Origin of the sequence: Nostoc sp., assembly GCF_036917235.1 — a bacterium.
GTDB lineage: Bacteria > Cyanobacteriota > Cyanobacteriia > Cyanobacteriales > Nostocaceae > Nostoc.
The window spans coordinates 1-17794 of record NZ_JBALDU010000011.1 but is presented as its reverse complement, the minus strand read 5'-3'; the positions used below and the strand labels follow the sequence as shown (position 1 = coordinate 17794).

General features: G+C 41.5%; 16 protein-coding genes. 7 read left to right on the top strand and 9 right to left on the bottom strand.

Annotation, left to right across the window (positions count from 1 at the left end; genetic code table 11):
• Window positions 1–320: 320 nt before the first annotated feature.
• The 4 genes from V7K44_RS03870 (at window position 321) to V7K44_RS03855 (ending at window position 4295) form a co-directional block, all read left to right on the top strand.
• Window positions 321–524 (top strand): hypothetical protein, encoded by a 204-nt coding sequence (locus V7K44_RS03870; protein ID WP_334928824.1) that lies wholly within the window; start codon window positions 321–323, stop codon window positions 522–524.
• Window positions 525–561: 37 nt separating this feature from the next.
• A complete protein-coding gene (locus V7K44_RS03865) occupies window positions 562–1383 on the top strand; it encodes a PD-(D/E)XK nuclease family protein (protein ID WP_334928822.1) in 822 nt (273 codons plus the stop codon).
• 230 nt (window positions 1384–1613) lie between these two features.
• Window positions 1614–3701: a Piwi domain-containing protein gene (locus tag V7K44_RS03860; protein ID WP_334928820.1), complete on the top strand. Its 2088-nt coding sequence runs from the start codon at window positions 1614–1616 to the stop codon at window positions 3699–3701.
• A 138-nt stretch (window positions 3702–3839) separates the two neighbouring features.
• Entirely contained in the window at window positions 3840–4295 is a 456-nt protein-coding gene (locus V7K44_RS03855) for a nuclear transport factor 2 family protein (protein ID WP_334928818.1), read from the top strand.
• Window positions 4296–4710: 415 nt separating this feature from the next.
• Here V7K44_RS03855 and V7K44_RS03850 read toward each other — a convergent pair whose 3' ends face one another.
• Both V7K44_RS03850 and V7K44_RS03845 read right to left on the bottom strand, forming a co-directional pair.
• A complete protein-coding gene (locus V7K44_RS03850; protein ID WP_334928816.1) occupies window positions 4711–5403 on the bottom strand; it encodes a hypothetical protein in 693 nt (230 codons plus the stop codon).
• A gap of 331 nt (window positions 5404–5734) precedes the next feature.
• Window positions 5735–6697, bottom strand: coding sequence for an orange carotenoid protein N-terminal domain-containing protein (locus V7K44_RS03845; protein ID WP_334928814.1), 963 nt, complete (start codon window positions 6695–6697; stop codon window positions 5735–5737).
• 726 nt (window positions 6698–7423) lie between these two features.
• Between V7K44_RS03845 and V7K44_RS03840 the strand changes: the two genes are divergently transcribed.
• The gene (locus tag V7K44_RS03840) at window positions 7424–7636 is read left to right on the top strand and encodes a chlorophyll a/b-binding protein (protein ID WP_334928812.1); all 213 of its coding nucleotides are present in this window, start codon (window positions 7424–7426) and stop codon (window positions 7634–7636) included.
• 69 nt (window positions 7637–7705) lie between these two features.
• Window positions 7706–7945 carry a hypothetical protein gene (locus V7K44_RS03835; protein WP_334928810.1) on the top strand — a complete coding sequence of 80 codons (240 nt, stop codon included), beginning with the start codon at window positions 7706–7708 and terminating at the stop codon, window positions 7943–7945.
• 489 nt (window positions 7946–8434) lie between these two features.
• On the opposite strand, the gene trpE is transcribed toward V7K44_RS03835, so the two are convergent.
• The 3 genes from trpE to V7K44_RS03820 all read right to left on the bottom strand — a co-directional run bounded on the left by trpE (window position 8435) and on the right by V7K44_RS03820 (window position 12764).
• The gene (gene trpE, locus V7K44_RS03830; protein ID WP_334928808.1) at window positions 8435–9988 is read right to left on the bottom strand and encodes an anthranilate synthase component I; all 1554 of its coding nucleotides are present in this window, start codon (window positions 9986–9988) and stop codon (window positions 8435–8437) included.
• A 156-nt stretch (window positions 9989–10144) separates the two neighbouring features.
• Window positions 10145–10567, bottom strand: a complete 423-nt coding sequence (locus V7K44_RS03825) for a photosystem I reaction center subunit II PsaD (protein ID WP_334928806.1) — start codon at window positions 10565–10567, stop codon at window positions 10145–10147.
• A gap of 187 nt (window positions 10568–10754) precedes the next feature.
• Window positions 10755–12764, bottom strand: coding sequence for a DICT sensory domain-containing protein (locus tag V7K44_RS03820; protein WP_334928804.1), 2010 nt, complete (start codon window positions 12762–12764; stop codon window positions 10755–10757).
• Window positions 12765–13491: 727 nt separating this feature from the next.
• Between V7K44_RS03820 and V7K44_RS03815 the strand changes: the two genes are divergently transcribed.
• Complete coding sequence (locus tag V7K44_RS03815) at window positions 13492–15783, top strand: amylo-alpha-1,6-glucosidase (RefSeq protein ID WP_334928802.1); 2292 nt, start codon at window positions 13492–13494, stop codon at window positions 15781–15783.
• Between the two features lie 89 nt (window positions 15784–15872).
• On the opposite strand, the gene V7K44_RS03810 is transcribed toward V7K44_RS03815, so the two are convergent.
• From V7K44_RS03810 to V7K44_RS03795, 4 genes are all read right to left on the bottom strand, one after another.
• Window positions 15873–16553: a hypothetical protein gene (locus V7K44_RS03810; protein WP_334928799.1), complete on the bottom strand. Its 681-nt coding sequence runs from the start codon at window positions 16551–16553 to the stop codon at window positions 15873–15875.
• Window positions 16553–16966 (bottom strand): RusA family crossover junction endodeoxyribonuclease, encoded by a 414-nt coding sequence (locus V7K44_RS03805; protein WP_334928797.1) that lies wholly within the window; start codon window positions 16964–16966, stop codon window positions 16553–16555. The genes V7K44_RS03810 and V7K44_RS03805 overlap by 1 nt, the downstream gene beginning before the upstream one ends.
• A gap of 98 nt (window positions 16967–17064) precedes the next feature.
• Window positions 17065–17361, bottom strand: a complete 297-nt coding sequence (locus V7K44_RS03800; protein ID WP_334928795.1) for a hypothetical protein — start codon at window positions 17359–17361, stop codon at window positions 17065–17067.
• On the bottom strand, window positions 17351–17647 hold the full coding sequence (locus tag V7K44_RS03795; RefSeq protein WP_334928793.1) for a BrnT family toxin: 297 nt from the start codon (window positions 17645–17647) through the stop codon (window positions 17351–17353). The genes V7K44_RS03800 and V7K44_RS03795 overlap by 11 nt, the downstream gene beginning before the upstream one ends.
• Window positions 17648–17794: the final 147 nt, after the last annotated feature.

Here is a 17794-nt window from a genome sequence, read left to right as displayed (position 1 = left end):
GAAGCATCCATGATAAGCCTTCTGTACCTTTGAGTCATATAAAGGTGAAAGCTTTGTACAGCAAGAGTTTTTAGGATTTACTGAGCTAGAAGTTACTCAGATTTATCAACTTATGCATAACTTAATGTATGGATAATACCAGGGTTGAAAAATAAATTCAACATTAATTTCCACAAATTTAATTACTTGACAAGTAATATCATGTTGACTAATATAATCCAAATATAAGTACCTAGCCGGTAGCTAGATTGAAATTGTATAGCAATTCAGGCTGTTACTATGGTGACGAATTTACATACTGTTACACAGGGGCAAAAGCTATGAAGACACAACCCTCAAATCCTGAACAATTGTCCTTTTCTATTGGTAGACCTCTACCTGTTCTGCTTGAGGAAGTACAAAAATCAAGCCACAATCCACAACTCAGAAAGGCTGCGGAACAAATGCTAGAAGGCTTGCGTACCTTGGAAATGGCAACTGAGATTGATGTATATACAGCAATCTACGAAATCCTGACCAAGTAAAACTTTTTTCTCTGCTAAATTCTGGGGTTTGACATCAATGAGCCAAAATTGGCTACCATTTGCCAGCTACAACTTATGGTTGCAGTACTCTCCACCCATAGGGAAAGAACACTTACACTGTGACATGAAACGAGGTTTTACAAAAGCGCGATCGCGAGAATCTGCGGTTGCAGCAATCTTGGCAAGTGATAGCACTCCTCAAAGAATTGGATTACTAGCACAAAGGGGAGTTTATGAGTTTCATGAAAACTCCCCGATGTTACATCAAGAACACGCTGTAGAACAAATGATAGAGATTCTGGAATTGCGGAAAGAGTCAGATTTGGTTCAGCAGCGAGTACTTCAGATACTGACAAACTACCAGCAAAATCCAATTCTTGCTGAGAAGAAAATTATTCAACTCAGTCGAGGTGATGAGGGTTTTCCAGAACCAATTTTGATTCAGCAGGGTAATCAATCTTTTAATTTCTTTGCTGCGATTGACTGCATTTTTGCTGAAGAAGATGATACTTTGCACATTTTAGATTTCAAAACTGGCCACTCTGATTTTGATCGGCGACAAGGGTATATTTATTTACTAGCTGCTAGTTACCGATACCCCCAGCAAAAAGCAGTAGCGTCTTTTTATAACTTAGAAAATGGTAACTGGTCAGAACCTATCAGCGCAACACCTAACACTCTTAAGGCTTTTCAGATAGAACTCGCTTTAATAGCTCAACGATATCAAGAAGATTTGAGACGCTACCGTAAAAATTCTGCTGATTTCAGTCAAATATTTCCCCAAAATCCGGGTATAAGTTGTCGCTACTGTTCGTTTAACTCAATTTGTGAATTTACTATATCAGAGGTTTCTACATGACTGCTGGTGTGCTTCAATCTCCCTTAAAAACTAATATATCTCCAATATTTTTGGCAGAAATATTTTTACTAAATATTCCTCAACCTAACTTAATCTGCTTTCGACTGACTCCCAGAGTAGATACTGAAATAGGAAATCGTTTAAGTTGGCGGTTTAGCCAAAAATTTCCTGATATTATAGTCATTTTTGCAGATGGTAATTTTTGGGTTTTAGCTAAACCCGATCAACCAATGCCAAGTTTAGATCAATGGCGAAAAGCTTTAACAGAAATTCAAGAGGAATTGAAAAAAGATATTGGCGATCGCTACTATTCAATCCAATGGGTAAGCCAACCACAGATATCTGCTGATATTCTTTCTGAACTAGCTATAAGAATATTAAAAATTAGACGACCATTTTCATATTTTAGTATTCCATTTAACAAAATTGAAGTTAGACGAGAAGCAAAATTTTGGGCAGAAGCAATTGAAATTAAAAAAAAATCACACCCAGCTATTGCTATAACCATTCGCAGTTCTTTTGTATTCAAAGGAAAATTGTCTGATTTTTACGAGAATCATCCTTATAGACAAAATCCAAGAGATTTATTAATTGGTTTAAATGTTCGAGATATTGAAAAGAATAGTTCAGCTACTATTGTAGATATTGAAGGAACTATTGGTGAGCGTGAAGAAGAATTACTCAAATATAAGCCTGCATCAATCAGTGAAATCGCTATTCGTGAAGCACCTAGAGATCAACCTGTTGTAGTTGTGCAATTTGGTAAGAACAAAAAACGGTATCTTTATGCAATGGCGGCTCTTATCCCCTGTATCACAGAAGAAAATGCTGAACGATTTGATGTAATCTATGGGGATTTACGAAAAGAAGCTAAGATCCCTTATCAAAAACGACAAACGACTTTAGCATCATATAAACAAGAAGCTGCACTAGCTCTAAATATTTATGGGTTTGAGTTATCAGAAAAATGTCTAAATAGTAGTAAAAGTAGCAATTGTTGTGAATTATTCTTGCCGCTAAAATTTAAGCTGGAAGATACTCAACTTCTATTTGGAAAGGAGAAATCTGAGAAAAATTTTATTGGTAGAAGGGGAGATTTACTAAATGGATTATTAAAAGGTGGCGTTTACCGTCGTCAATTTAAATATCAGGATAAATTGACAGAAATTCGTATTACTGCTTTGAAGCTTTGTAATTTTAAAGTAGATCCTTTTATTCGGGAAGTTCAGAAACGTCTAGAAAACTATGGATTTAAAAGTATAATTGTTCATAAAGTTGCTCTGTCAGTGGGTAGGTCAAGTGTGCCTGAAGATAGAGAAAAAGTTGAAGATGCTATTGATAAATTAATGGCGGTTCCTGAAGATAGAGAAAAAATTAAGGAAGCTGTTAATGAATTAATGGCGATTCCGACTGACATTGTTTTGACATTTCTCCCTCAGAGCGATCGCCATGCTGATAATAGTGATGATGGTAGCTTTTATTCATTTATTTCTTCACGCTTACTCCGGCGTGAAATTGCTAGCCAAGTAATTTATGAAGATACATTAAAAAATACCAGCAATTATGGCAATATTCTTAACCAGGTAATTCCAGGAATTCTCGCAAAATTAGGAAACTTACCCTTTGTTTTAGCTGAACCTTTAGAAATTGCTGATTATTTTATCGGCTTTGATGTTTCCCGAATTTCTAAAAAGAAAGGATTTGGAAGTAGAAATGTTTGTGCGAGTGTGCGTCTCTATGATAAGCGAGGGGAGTTTATTCGTTATCGGCTGGAAGATGCTTTAACCGAGGGTGAAACAATTGATAAACGAACACTAGAAAGGTTTCTACCATCTGCTGAATTAAGACAAAAAACTGTACTAATTTACCGTGATGGACGTTTTTGTGGTGATGAAATAAAGAATTTAAGAGAAAGAGCAAAAGTTATTGGTTCAAAGTTTATTTTGGTAGAGTGTGTAAAATCTCAGATTCCACGACTATATAAATTTCAGCAGTCTGTAGTGACAGCACCAACTAAAGGGTTAGCTCTTCAATTATTCCCGTATGAAGTAATTTTAATCACTACTGAAGTGAAGTCTGAGAAAATGGGTTTACCTTATCCTCTGCGTTTAAAGGTTATTCCCGATCCTGAAGATGAACAGCAAGTATCAATTGAAAGTTTAATAGAAGCTACACTTAAACTGACATTGCTACATCACGGAGCGTTGAAAGAACCTCGCTTACCCGTCCCATTATATGGTTCTGATAAAATAGCTTATCGGCGGTTACAAGGAATTGCTCCAGGTACAGTGGAGGGCGATCGCCAGTTTTGGCTGTAGAATTAACATCAACGCTACAGACATTCTGCATCCAATAAAAACCTGACTTTTCGCAGGTGTGATCGCAATCAAAACAACTTCTGGTTAAATTTTACTAATGCTCTATAGCTTGATACTTTAGAGGGTAGAAAAATCTAGATGCTTTGGTTATCTCAATGGCTAGTGTTAGGAACTATATTTGTTAGCTTAACTTTTAGCACACCTTTATTTGCCAGTCAGTCTATGAACCTACAAGATATGCAGATATTAATAGAAAAAGCTAAAGATGCATGGGTTGCTCAAGATATCGATGCTCTTGCACAATTGTTTACAGTTGATGGAGAACTAATCATACCTGGTCAATGCTGGCGGGGGCAAGAAAGAATTCGAGAAGGACTTGCCAATTTTAAACAAGAGTATTCAGATGTCAAAATAGACATCCAGCGGATTATCATTGGAGCAAATCAGGCAGCAGTAGAATGGTACTACAAAGATACAGAAAAAGGGACAGGTCGTCGTAATAAAGCTGATGACGTAATTGTTGTAGATTTTAGGGATAGTCAAATTAGTCGTTGGCGTGAATATTTTGACACACAAACGCCAACTAACAGATAGTTACATTAACAGTGAGACTGCAATATCCCTAATTTATTTTGAATCAAGGATATTGGAGTATCAAAACTAATTTGTAACGTAAAAAACACAAGACGTTTAGCACCTCAGACCGCTCTGATGAAGAATTTAACCTTCCCTAAGTGATAATAAAGTGGAGGAAGCGACAAAAACTCCACACCGTCAAGATTTAGATTGATTCACACTGTTCAAACATCTGCGATCGCTCTCCTTGGATGTCCGATAATGGGTCACAGCGGTATAACACCCATACAGTGTTGTCTGTTTTCATAAACTAGAATAGCTAATAGTTGGGTGAAAAACTCTCTCTCCAAAGTATAAACACTAGCTAGCCAACAGATATAGCTATATTGTTTATACAAACTTGTCTAAAGCAAGATTTTAATTCTTTATAACTTTAGCTGGTCATTTGACGCCGTTGGGACTGTATTTGGTTAAATTGCTTTTGTTGTGGTGTTAATTGGTTGTAATCACTTGAAGATTGCATATCCCATTGTAATTCTGCTAGCAACAGTAAACTAACGGTCATAATTAGCCCCGTTGAGAGAAATTGCATGACACCGCAATACGGTAAAACTAAAATTCCCAGCAAATGAATAAACCCCATCAGAATAAATGTGCGTGAACGCATTCCTACCCCGGTGCAAAGGTAGCCAATGGCACTTAATCCTAACCACAGTGGACACAAACGGATCAACACCTCTCCCCACCCCAAAAAAATGCTCAAATCGGTCAAGATTAAACCCATTAAGATTAAAGTCGCCCAGCTATAAACAACCCAGCGTAGCTGTTCTACAGTTGCCCAAAACCAAGTTAAACTTACCATGCCAACTCCACCCAATAAGGTAAGCACTGACCACAAAATCGCTTGGCTACTCCAGCTAATGGGTAGAAACTGGGCAGTTACGAAAATTCCAGATGAAATTAGTCCCCAGAGAATAAATGCTTGATCGACGCGAGTATAAAACTTTGAAAAGAGAGTGAAATTTCCAATTTGGTAGTTGAGACAGACTAAACCTTGAATATCTTGAAAATCTAGCTCTTGCTGTTTGTCACGCAGGAGCGGCTCAGAAGAATTGAAAAAAGTCATTGATAATCTATTACTCTTGGTAGATGAATAAATTATTACTCTATCCAAAGAGATACTGTTATTTAAATATAAACAAGTAAAGAATAGTTGAGATGCTCTTGAGCATACTACTTATTTTCATTTTGTATATTTAGAGGCTTTGAAGACTCCGCACTCACCTTAAAACTATTTAACAATCTTTTAAAAGATTGCTGATGAATCGTTTGTTATCAATAGCGATCGCAACATTAAGATACTAAGGAAGCCGCTATCAGTTTCTTTTGCTTAAGCGTGGCGACGTCTACGAGGGGCTACGCCTCACCCACGCTTAAGCAGCAACTAATCTAGCCCTCTATTTACGTACTAAATTCAGCAGTTCTTTAGGAGAAGCCAACAAGTCAATCGCTACAAAGAAGATTTTGCCTTGGGGATCTAACAAAAAGCGCCATGCAATATTCATGCCCACGCTGGCACCGAACCAAGGGGTTTGGACTCTGCCTGTAACTTTAACTTGGGTATAGCCATCTTCCACAGGCTCAGATACGCCGCGCTCTGGGAGCATCTTCAATCCCTGACATTCTTCACGCATATAAGCGCGAATTGCCTCTTGACCAACAATTGGTCTTTCAAAGGGAGGTTGCAAAGCACCTTCGGAGGTAAACAGAGAAACCGCAGCATCAAAGTCATTGGCATTCATGTTGTTGATATAGCCAAGTACTGTAGGATTGTTGATGCCTTCAATGGTGACTTTAGTCCGAAATGCTGGTGCAGTGGGAGGAGCTACCGGCTCTGAGACTTTTTTGTAACTACCAGGAGCATTCGGATCGAATCCCATGCTAATTACGGTATTACGTAGGATGGTAATTTGTTGACCTGAATCTGCATTGCGGATGGCTTGTAACACATCGGCAGCTTTAGGAGAAAGCTTGTAACCTGGTGGGATTGGAGCAACGATTCCCTGAGCCATCCATTCTCCTAACTGATACCAAAAGCCCAACTTGATATTCACGGTGAAGGATGCATAAGAACGGCACAGAGGAGTGTCAGCACGGTTAGCCAAATCGTACATGACTTGCGTTTGAGCCTCAAAAGGCATCTGCTTAATTTGTTCGAGTAAGCCTTGTGCGAGGATCATGTTGGCTGCCCCAGGAGCCGCAACTGTAATACTTCTACCCATCTCGGTATAAGCAAACCAAAGTAATGCTAGTTGATCTTCAGCATTGAGTTTAGAGAATGATTCGACGACGGTTGGAACAACGTCAGCAACTAGGGTGCCGGGAAAAATACTTTGAGCCGACTGGATGGTAAATGACATAGCAGAAATTCCAAAAAGAAAATTACAGTTCTACCGAATGTGAAAAATCAAATGTGCAAAGACCGAGAACAAATGCGTTTAAAAGTTAATAAAGGCACTCAGTAGTTTTGGCATCACTAGAAAGCCTGTTGTAGACATAGATAGCTCTAATAAAGGCATAGTGATGCTGTTGCCGTTGAGTTTAGATACTTGGCAAAGCACATTGCAGCCTCAACTGCATAGTTATTTAGAAAGCCTTGATTAACGGTGGTTTAACGCATTGATGCTGTTTTGTATCTTTATGTAAAGAAACATAACAAGTTCGTTACAAATAAGCAATACCTTCTCAGTTATATATTGATAATTTATGCTTATATAAAAATAATTTTTACTGATGTTCAATTTAATGCAATTGGTGCTTTTGTGTGCATCAAATTTCCATAATCCTTAGCTGAACCTATTCGCTATCAAACATCACGAGCGTCACAGCGTACTGTCAGCTAAAGACGCGATAAATCGCCGTCTCTACAATAATCAGTCTTTCGTCTGGACGGTGATTCATCGCGTCTATTGCCTGAACCGAACTGTATAGAGCCGACTGTAGACACGCCTAGTTCTTGTATAAATCCGAAATACCCTACTCACTTGGTACGGTTCCCACTACCTTTATTTCTGTGTCAAGTAGTTGCACAAAATATTTACAATAGTTAATATTAGTTTACAGAGAGCAAAAACAAAGAGTCAAAAATGGCAAGTAAAGGCTTTACCATTAGCGAACGCGGTCAAATCAATAGATTTGCGATTGAACCCAAAGTTTATGTTGATGAAACTCCGCAGATAGGATTCACCAAATATGCCGAAAAACTCAATGGGCGTTTGGCAATGATTGCTTTTGTTTCACTCATCGCTGTAGAAGTTATCACCGGACATGGTTTGATTGGATGGCTAACCAGTCTTTAAAGAAGACACTTTGAGATTTCTTAATTTTCTTTACTTGACGAATAAAGCAATTTAGAGGCAAACTTACTTATGAAAACTGATTTTGATTATCCCAAAAAGGATTTGATTGGATCCGTTGTTTTTAGACCTGCTTTCAACAAGTTTGAGATTATCAATGCAAATCAAGCCTGGTCATTGTTTTTTACTGCCGGTCAAGATGATAAAGGACTGGGACAAGAAATTGAGTTCGGCAGATTTTTCACTAACCTTTTAATTGCAATTGGAGTAACTGGAATTATTTGGGCGATTTACTTCAGCCAATTAGGATGAGTAAGTTTGTTCATTTCTAGTGTGTAGTAACTTCAATAGAGGTCTTGGATTTGGATACCAGGACTTCTTTTAAATTTTCAATAAGTTTAAAAAACTCTATTTAGCTTTGGAAAAAGTTTGATGTTGATTGGATTTATAAAGCTTCCCAATTTGTCACGGTATTGTGGATACGTGGGCTTAGAAGTAGCAGAAATTGTTTCCAAACATCTTGCTGTTCAAAGTAAAACTTATGTAATTCAAAATAGAAGGGTGTTGATACATCAACTTTTAAAGTCTGGTCTAGATGCTCATACCGCAGATCGAACTGTTACTGTACTTGTATCAAGCCCGGTTTTACAATTAAGCAACAAAAACCAGTGTGCAATTAATTATATGCGAAAGGAACTATATAAACAGTAAAAGGGATTGGGGTTAAGGGAGAGGTGACAGGTTACAGAGAATAATCTGTACCCTCTAACCTTTACCCTATTCCCTACTTCAGTCACCAATTCAACGCAAACAACGAATTGCCTCTAATAGACCTCTAGCTTTATTCAGCGTCTCTTCGTATTCTTTTTCTGGCTCAGAATCAGCTACCAAACCTGCACCGGCTTGGACGCTTACTGTCTTATCATGCACTACCATTGTGCGAATTGCGATCGCAGTATTTAACTGTCCTTCAAAATCGTAATAGCCATACACACCCGAATAAACACCCCGACGACTAGACTCTAACTCGTGGACAATTTCCATCGCCCTAATCTTGGGTGCGCCGCTTACCGTACCTGCTGGAAAGGAAGCTTTCAGTAAATCCCATGCTGTTTTACCAATTGCTAATTTACCCACAACATTGCTAACAATGTGCATTACATGGGAGTAGCGCTCAACCACCATTAACTCATCAACTTTGACGCTACCACTTTGACAAACACGCCCCAAATCATTCCGCCCTAAATCGACAAGCATCACGTGTTCGGCAATTTCTTTGGGGTCTTGGAGTAAATCCTGAGCAAAGGCTGCATCTTCCTGAGTGGTTTTACCTCGCGGACGCGTCCCAGCAATTGGGCGTACCGTCGCTATCACTCCACCATCTGAATCAGTTTCAGCTTTCACCATCACTTCAGGACTGGAACCGATGATTTGCCAATCTTGGAAGTTAAAGTAAGCCATGTAAGGCGAAGGATTTATCTGACGTAGCGACCGGTAAAGGGCAAAGGGGTCGCCTGTGTATGTTGTTGATAGTCGCTGGGAAATTACTACTTGAAAAATATCACCTGCTTTAATGTAATCTTTCGCCTTCTCAACGCTGGCACAAAAATCAGGGCGGGTAAAATTACTCTTATACTCCTCTGCTCCCCTGTTCCCCTGCTCCCCTGCTCCCCTGCTCCCCTGCTCCTCTGCTCCTCTGCTTCCAGGCGGATTCCATTCCAATCGAGTTTTTTCCGGGGATAGGGGTAGAGATAGCTTTTCGAGCATTTGGGTGACGCGATCGCTAGCTTGTTGATATGCTGCTTTTAAATCTACATTCGGGTCGCGTAAATCAGCATAAGCGACCGCCCAAATTTTCCGCTTCACCTGGTCAAAAATCAACAGGTGGTCTACCTGCATCCACAACCCATCAGGGATATTTCGCTCATCTGGTGGATAAATTGGCACACGCGGCTCAATCCACTGAATCAATTCATAGCCCCAAAACCCAAATAAACCGCCAATTCCTGGTGGTAGCTGTGGTAATTTTACTGGCTTATAAGGTGCTAAACATTCGGCTAAAGCTGTAAAAGGATCGCCAGCAAAAACCACCTGCGAACCATCGCGGTTTTTCTGAGTAGTGCGATCGCCCCTTGCTTCCAAAACCCACACCGGATCGCAGCCCACTAAACTATAGCGTCCCAGCTTTTCCCCACCTTCTATCGATTCCAACAAAAAGCTATAAGGCTGACCCGCACAGACTTTATACCAAGCAGATACGGGCGTATCTAAGTCCGCCACCCATTCTTGATATACCGGGACAAAGTTGCCTTGTAGAGCTAGCTGAGAAAATTCGGAGAAATCGGGGAATACCATAAATTGCTTAGGGATGGGGCATGGGGAATGGGGCATGGGGCACAATAAGCAGAGGCGCAGAGGGGATAGGGGGCAGAGGGGAAAGATTTGCTGTATACTTCCCCCCTGCTCCTCTGCTCCTCTGCTCCTCTGCTCTCCAGTCCCCAGTCTTAGTCCCTATTCATCATAGGTAGTTTTACCACTAAACTTGATCTGTGACGGGTTGGGATTTTGCCCAATCCGGCGTGGGAGAAAACGCACTTTATCACGACCTTCATTTACTTTTTCGGGGAAGACACCATCAGCTGGGTGAAGTAAGGTAGTTTCTCCGTTGGGTAAAATCCGGTAAACTTTGTAATCTGTGATTTTGAGTTTGCGAAGTTGCTGACCGCCCAAAAAGATGCCATATTCTTTACGAGCTATATACAGCAGGTTTTCACCTTTCCGCATAACAGCAGCACCACCTGTAGGCAATTCAAAAACTTGCTCTTTCGGGCTAGTCCAAGTGATCGCGTACTTTTCTTCTACTGCTGCTTTTGTAAGCAAGCCACCAGTGCTGCCAGCAAATAGCGGGGTTTGTCCAGAGAGTGTTTCTGCCATAAAGTCTGTTCTCTCAACGTTTTTAGGGAATCCTAACATCGCAACCAGGATCATATTGCGATCGCGTCATAGACTGTAACAGTTTTTAGTCATTTTTCCTTTGTTCTTTGTCATTTGTTAAAAACCAATGCCCCATCCTCAATGTCTAATGACTAATGACTAATGACTAATGACAAAGGACTAATACCTATTTACTCTTGACTTTTGTCCGTTTTTCCTCTTGGCTATTCTGAACAATCGGGATGGTGAAGTGAAACTGACTACCCTGGTCTTTGCCAGTTGACTCTGCCCAAATTTGCCCACCCCAGCCATTAACAATTTGACGGCAAATTGCTAAACCAAGTCCAGTCCCGCCAGTGGTGCGGCGCAGCGCTCCTTCTTCTTGATAGAAGCGGTCAAAAACTACTTCTAAACGATTTGGTTCAATGCCGCGTCCAGTGTCAGCTATAGTCACCTCGACCATTTGACGGCTGTTGTAAATCACTTTAATCGTGATTTCTCCTTGGGGTGGCGTAAATTTCAAAGCATTGTCCATGAGTTTTGCCAGTACCTCGACTAGCCAATCACCGTCAGCTCTGACTAAAGGTAGGTTTTCGGCAATTTGAGTCTTGATTTGGGGCTGCTTTTCCGTTGAGGAACGGGTGCGATTTCGGCTGAGTGCTAAATCGACACATTCTTGTAAGGTGAGGGATTCTGGATGCCATTCCACCCGGCCGCTTTCCAAGTTGGAAAGTGTAAGAAAATCTTGTACCAGTTTTCGCATCCGCTCTGAGTCGGAAAGAGCGGTGTTGAGCATCACCTGCTGCAACTCTAAGGGCATATCCGGTTCGGTAGCAAGACTTTCCAGGCACACTTGAATTGTGGATAGGGGAGTACGCAGTTCGTGTCCAGTTATGGCTATGAGGTTGCTGCGGGTGCGGTCTAGGGCTTCTAGCTGCTGGTTAAGTTCTTCTAAATTAGCGTAAGCTTCCGCTTGGATAAGAGCTGCTCCTACTTGGGTAGCGATCGCTTCTACCAAATCCAATTCCCCAGGTTGGCACTCGTGCGGTGGCATTCGGCAGTAATGTAACTCCACAATGCCCAATAATCGCCCTTGATAGAAAACTGGTTCCATCAGCCAAGAACGAATGGCAAACTTTTTGGCGATCGTGGAAAGTCCTGGCGATTTGGTAACGCGGGGGTCACTCAGCGTATCGCTTACACAAACACCTTCGCCCTGTTCCACGATGTCCCGAAATAGGGAATTTTTCTCTAACTCCCAGGTTTGCCCACAAACAGATAAAACACCGGGATTCAAAAACTCGTGTTCAATTATGGCTTGGCTATCTGTGGCTTGAGCGCGGTAAATTAAACAGCGACAAGCTTCTAGGTGTTGTCCTAATTCTTGTGCAGCCACCTGGAGAACTTCGTGAGGATCGAGCGATCGCCGAATAGCAGTACTAATTGAGTTGACTAATCGTTCTTTTCGTGCTTGAGCAGCAATAGAACGGTAAGCTTTGTGCAATTTGTACTGACTAGCTTGCAAATAAGTTACTAAGCGCTGCACAAAGGGATCTGTATCAATGTCACAGGCATACTCATTTACCTGTTCGGCTCCAGAGTAGTTTCGCGGTTCCCCAATGCCAAACCTCTGACGTGCCTGTTGAATTTTACTTGCTAGTTCTGGTCTGTAAACTAAAATCCTGTCTAACAGCAATTCGGCGGCTTTCAGGCTAACTCCCCTTTCCGATGTCCAAATTCCCTCAAATCTTCGCGCTGTGTCTATATCCAAATTAGGGCTTAGTTCTGGTAGTTGCTTATTTTTAGCAAGAGAACCAAGGTTTTCTCGGCAAACCAGACAAGTAGCGTAATTGTCAGCAATCACTACCAAATGCCACTCCTGACTTAAGCCATCCGTTGGCTCAAAAGCCACTTTTTCGTAGTGTTCCGAACCGTTAGCGAAATCAGTTTCTGGAGCCGCTAATACGTATATTTGGTTACTCCGCAAGGCTAGTCGCAGGTAGCGATGAGCTTCTTGGCGGTAGAATCGCTCTCGCTGGAAACTAGCAATTACAAGGGGTTGAGCTAAAGTCGCAGCCAAAACTTGATCTTCCATCGCGTGGGAGAGCGCCGTTAATGAAGCCTTAAAATATAGCTGGGGTCGCAAGTAGGGTAGGGACTTTAGCAGATCACTCAGCACAGAAGTCGAAATGCTCATGAATTATTGTTAAACGCTCAACCTCGATCAGATCCACGTCACAGCTGCATTGTACAAATTCCAAGGGACTCTCAAGTTAAATAGACAGCTGCAATATGTAAAGAACGCTAAAAAGCGCTTTTCGCCAAAGTAGTCGCAACACTTCGTTACCAACTAGGAGGGGTACATACAACTTAATTGGTTGATTGACAACCTACTACGCCCAATATACATTCTTGACCAACTTTGCTATGTGCCTGCATAGGCAAAATCTTTCAGGAGTAGATACTAAAATACTAATTATTATATGGTTTTAACTACTGTGTTAACTAATAATCACGAATCATTGATTGCATAGTCCACGACTAAGACAGGGAATAGGCGGTGAGGATTACTATATCGCGGTGTCTCGGTTGAGTAAAGGTATAAGAACTCCCTCACCGCAAACAAGGAGGGGACTATGATGTAATTTATATGATTAGAAAACGCTATAGTTCAATTACTTGAAAAGGGCTGTAAAAGCAGGGTGAGGTAACTGACCGGACTTCCGCACCTTTTGTCTCTCTATGATACGCTATTATTTTTTTGCACTGTGTATCTTGACACAAATCTTACTTTTTTCGACCTAAATAAATTTAGCTGCTCTGTCCCAAAGCAAGAAGGTATTTCTTCTTTACCCCTCTGCCCCTCTGCCTCTTGGGTAAGAGACTTCTACTCAAAAATAGACCCATACACGGAACTTTGACTAATGACACCGGATACACTCATGACCCCGGAAAAAATTTTCCTGGATGGAAAAACTTTTATTCCTGCCGAACAATTACCTATGCCGGAGTGGCCTTGTGTTGTGAATGAAAGATCGCAACCGACACTGACGGTTAAAGATGATGATTTATTTTTTGTGACAGATACTATCGGGAATATTTCTGGCTGTTCCCTCAACGATGGCAATCCCAGTATGGGACTGTTTTGTTGTGATACGAGATTTCTGAATCGCTTGGAGTTACAAATTGAAGGGCGATCGCCTGTACTCCTAAGTAGTACTGCTGAGAAAGGTTTTTCACTCTCAGTTTTGTGTACTACCCCCAGAATCGACGATCGCCTGAAAGCCGAGACTATCGGAATTCGCCGAGAAATCGTGCTGAATGGGGCACTATTTGAAGAAATAGAAGTATCTAACTACAGCACAACCACTGTCAATTTTGAACTAAGTATCAGTTTTGATGCGGATTTTGTAGATTTATTTGAAGTCCGGGGCTATGACAGAGAAAAACGAGGTCGGCTTTTACGTCTAGTAGAACCGACGACTGAGGAAGGAACATTTTCTCACGTCGATGGCGTTGCACCAGTACCTAAAGAGCCATCTGCCTCTAGAGAAGAATCCTTAACACTGGCCTACCAAGGTCTGGATGGCTCGGTGATGGAATCTCGGATTCTATTCCAGCATCGGCAACCAGACTCTTTCAAGGGTTACACTGCGGTTTGGCAGCTAGAATTGGCTTCTCACGAAACTCAAAAGCTGGGCTACCGAGTGAATATGTTGAGAAACAACCAGTCCAGTTCAACCGTGAGCGCCGCCACTACCTTAGGACAGGCAAAAGCTGCTGAGTGGATGGAGGAGCAACACTGGGTACAACAAATTACCCGCATTAGCTCAGATAAGAGTACCTTCAATCGAGTGATTGAGCGGGCTGAACAAGATATGTATTTGTTGCGCCAGTCTTTTGGTAAGCATAAGACTGTTTCCGCTGGAGTGCCGTGGTTTTCGACACTATTTGGGCGAGATTCCCTGATTACAGCTTCCCAAAGCCTGATGTTAAACTCGCAAATCGCTAAGGAAACTCTGATATTACTGGCGACATACCAAGGTAAAATCGATGACGAATGGCGCGAAGAAGAACCGGGTAAGATTTTGCACGAGTTACGTTTGGGAGAAATGGCTCGTTGTCAAGAAATTCCCCATACACCTTACTACGGTACTGTTGATGCCACTCCTTTGTGGCTGCTGCTCTATGCCGAACATTATGCTTGGACTCACGATCGAGAACTCCTAGAGCAACTTTGGCCCAATGCTTTAGCTGCAATGGAGTGGATCGATCGCAATACCAAAGAAACTAGCTACCTCAGCTACTTCCGTACATCGAAACGCGGTCTTGCTAACCAAGGTTGGAAAGATTCTGGTGACTGTATTGTAGACCGCAAGGGAGAATTAGCCAACGGTCCAATTGCCCTCTGTGAGGTGCAAGCTTACGTCTATGCTGCAAAAATGCGCCTAGCAGAAATAGCTAGGATGAAAAAGCGGCTTGATTTGGCAGATCGTTGGCAAGAAGAGGCGAGAAATCTTAAGGTTCGGTTTAATCGAGATTTTTGGGTAGAAGACCAAGATTTCTGCGCCCTGGCTTTGGATGGAGACGGGAAGCCAGTAGACAGTATTACCTCAAATCCTGGTCATTGTCTGCATTTGGGACTCTTCACAGATGAAAAAGCTCATAGTGTAGCAGAACGGTTACGGGCACCAGATATGTTTAATGGTTGGGGCATTCGGACTCTAAGTAGTTTGTCACCCGCTTATAATCCGATGGGTTATCACATTGGTTCGGTTTGGCCCCATGATAATGCTCTGATTGCAATGGGATTGCGATCGCTCGGTCTAATCGATCAAGCCTTAGAAATATTCCAAGGTTTATTTGACATGACTGAGCAACAACCATATCAACGTCCTCCAGAACTTTTTTGCGGCTACGAACGGAACGGCGATAATGCTCCTGTGCAGTATCCAGTTGCTTGCACTCCCCAAGCTTGGGCTACTGGTAGTATTTTCCAACTACTACAAATGATGGTCAACTTGGTGCCTGATGCTCAAAATAATTGCTTGCGAATAATCGACCCTGCTTTGCCAGAATCGATTAATCGCTTGTCATTTCATAATTTGCGAGTCGGCCCCACCATCCTCGATTTGGAATTCGAGCGTTCTGGGACTACGACTGCTTGTCGCGTTGCGAAAAAACGGGGTAATTTACGGGTAGTTATTGAAGCTTAGAAAGATAGTAGGGAGTGGTGAATGGCTCACTCCCTATTTTATGATTAGTGCGAGCATCGCGCAGTGCCATCCACTTTAAAAACCCACTGTTAGCTTGCTTCATCGCCAGTGTGTAGAGTTTTCAAGAGTTTTTCTGTAAACTCGATCAATTCATATACAGAATTTTGCGTAATTTGTGTAGTTTTGAAGCCATGAGCAATAGAATTACGTAATAAGAGTGAATTCATTAGTAACTGATACTCAGATTTTGAAATTACACCTTCAATTGCTAATTGCTTCACCAAATAGAGTGGATCAAATTTTTGTAAACTTAGCTCCTCCTTTTGGGCTATAAGTCTCAAAGTTGCTTCTACCAAAGACCAAGAATATAAGATAGCTGATTCTGGATGTTGCGTTATCAGTTGCCTTGCTACTTGCAACTGCGATTCTATTTCATGTTCTTGAAGAGAACCCTCTGCTTTCAGAGAATACATTATATCCTCTGGGTTGGTCATTACTAATTCAAATCTCCAACCAGGATGTTTTTCTACCGCTTGAGCTAAATTACGTAAGTCTTGATTAGAAGAAGAGTTCAGTGAGGAGCGTGACTTCACTTCAATAACTACATTTTCTTCTCCCCGACGTACTATCATGTCGGGGCGATATTTATTCAGGAAGTCAGGCAATTCTTCTGAATTTGGATGAAAAAAAACTTCGTATCCCTTCTCCCTATACTCATCTGCTAGTTTTAGTAATCGTTCTCTTTCTAAGTTTGCGGTTGGAGTTTCCATCAAATAATTACCTCCTGGTTAGGAGCATCAATTACGACAATATGTAAGAACTCATTGCCACGGGCAAACCCTTCCGCCAATGTCGAGGTCATATTTTCTATTCTAAAGTTACCTGACAAATTCCTCTTTCTAACTAGGAGATCGCTTACTTGACGATCATCGTAGTATGCTAATTCTTTAAGTGCATCTTGAATAGGCTTCACTATATTGTCTACATCTATTTGATCGGAATCATAGAAATAGGTTATCTGGAGCATAACCCACCCAGTAGCTATTTTTTGTTCCGAAGACCAGTATTTTTCAGCTTCTTGTCGTACTGTATTTTTCCAAGCTTGAAGCCGATTGCCCTTACCGCGATTACGAGCCTGTTGTGATACTGGTGGCCCATCTACTATGAACTCAAATCTGATCAATGCACTTTTAAATAATAGATCGCAGGTTATTTTATGCTAGTAACCTCGAACACAAGCAGATAATTCCCACTACTCATGACAGAGGAATACTGCCGTTACTAACTGTTGCTGTGTTTCCCAGTAGCTTCGCTGAGTGCTTCACGAATTATCTCATCACTCACACCATGCCGTTTCAGGCTGGCAATCAATGTAGAAACAGTATCACCCTCAAGTCGCTCAAGATCAGATCGAAGTCCTTGTCCGATGTAAGCGCGAACTAATGGCTGATAACCAGAAAACCCTAACAATGGTGCTACTCGCTTCAAATCCTCAATCACATCTTCGGGAATGCGAATTGTCACTGTCGTCATTGGACGATTTTTATCGAGTCGCTTTTTTAAGAATTCAGCTTTCATAGTATTCACGTTCCTTGCGCGTCGCTTTCCGAGCGGAGATGATCCGAATTATGTCGTTTTCACGCTCAATGTAGACGACGTATAAAAGATTCCATCGTCTGTCCAAGCCAATCACAGCATCCCGCTCCTCATCATGGCGGCTTGCATCAACCACCACTAGAAACGGATCGAAGAAAGCTTCTACGGCTTGCTGAAATGTTATGCCGTCATGATTGCTGGGATTAATCCGAGCTTTCTCCTCGTTCCAAAGGAAGGTGACACCATTAAGCACGAAAAACACATCCATCCCTTATATTTTAGGCAAGATGTATTTACGTTGTCAATACGATTTCTTATAAAACAGGACTTACGCAACTGGCACAGTGCGATCACTAGACAGTAGTACATACGTATTTAATTAGCGAGAATCTGTTTGATTGGCTTTACTCGAATT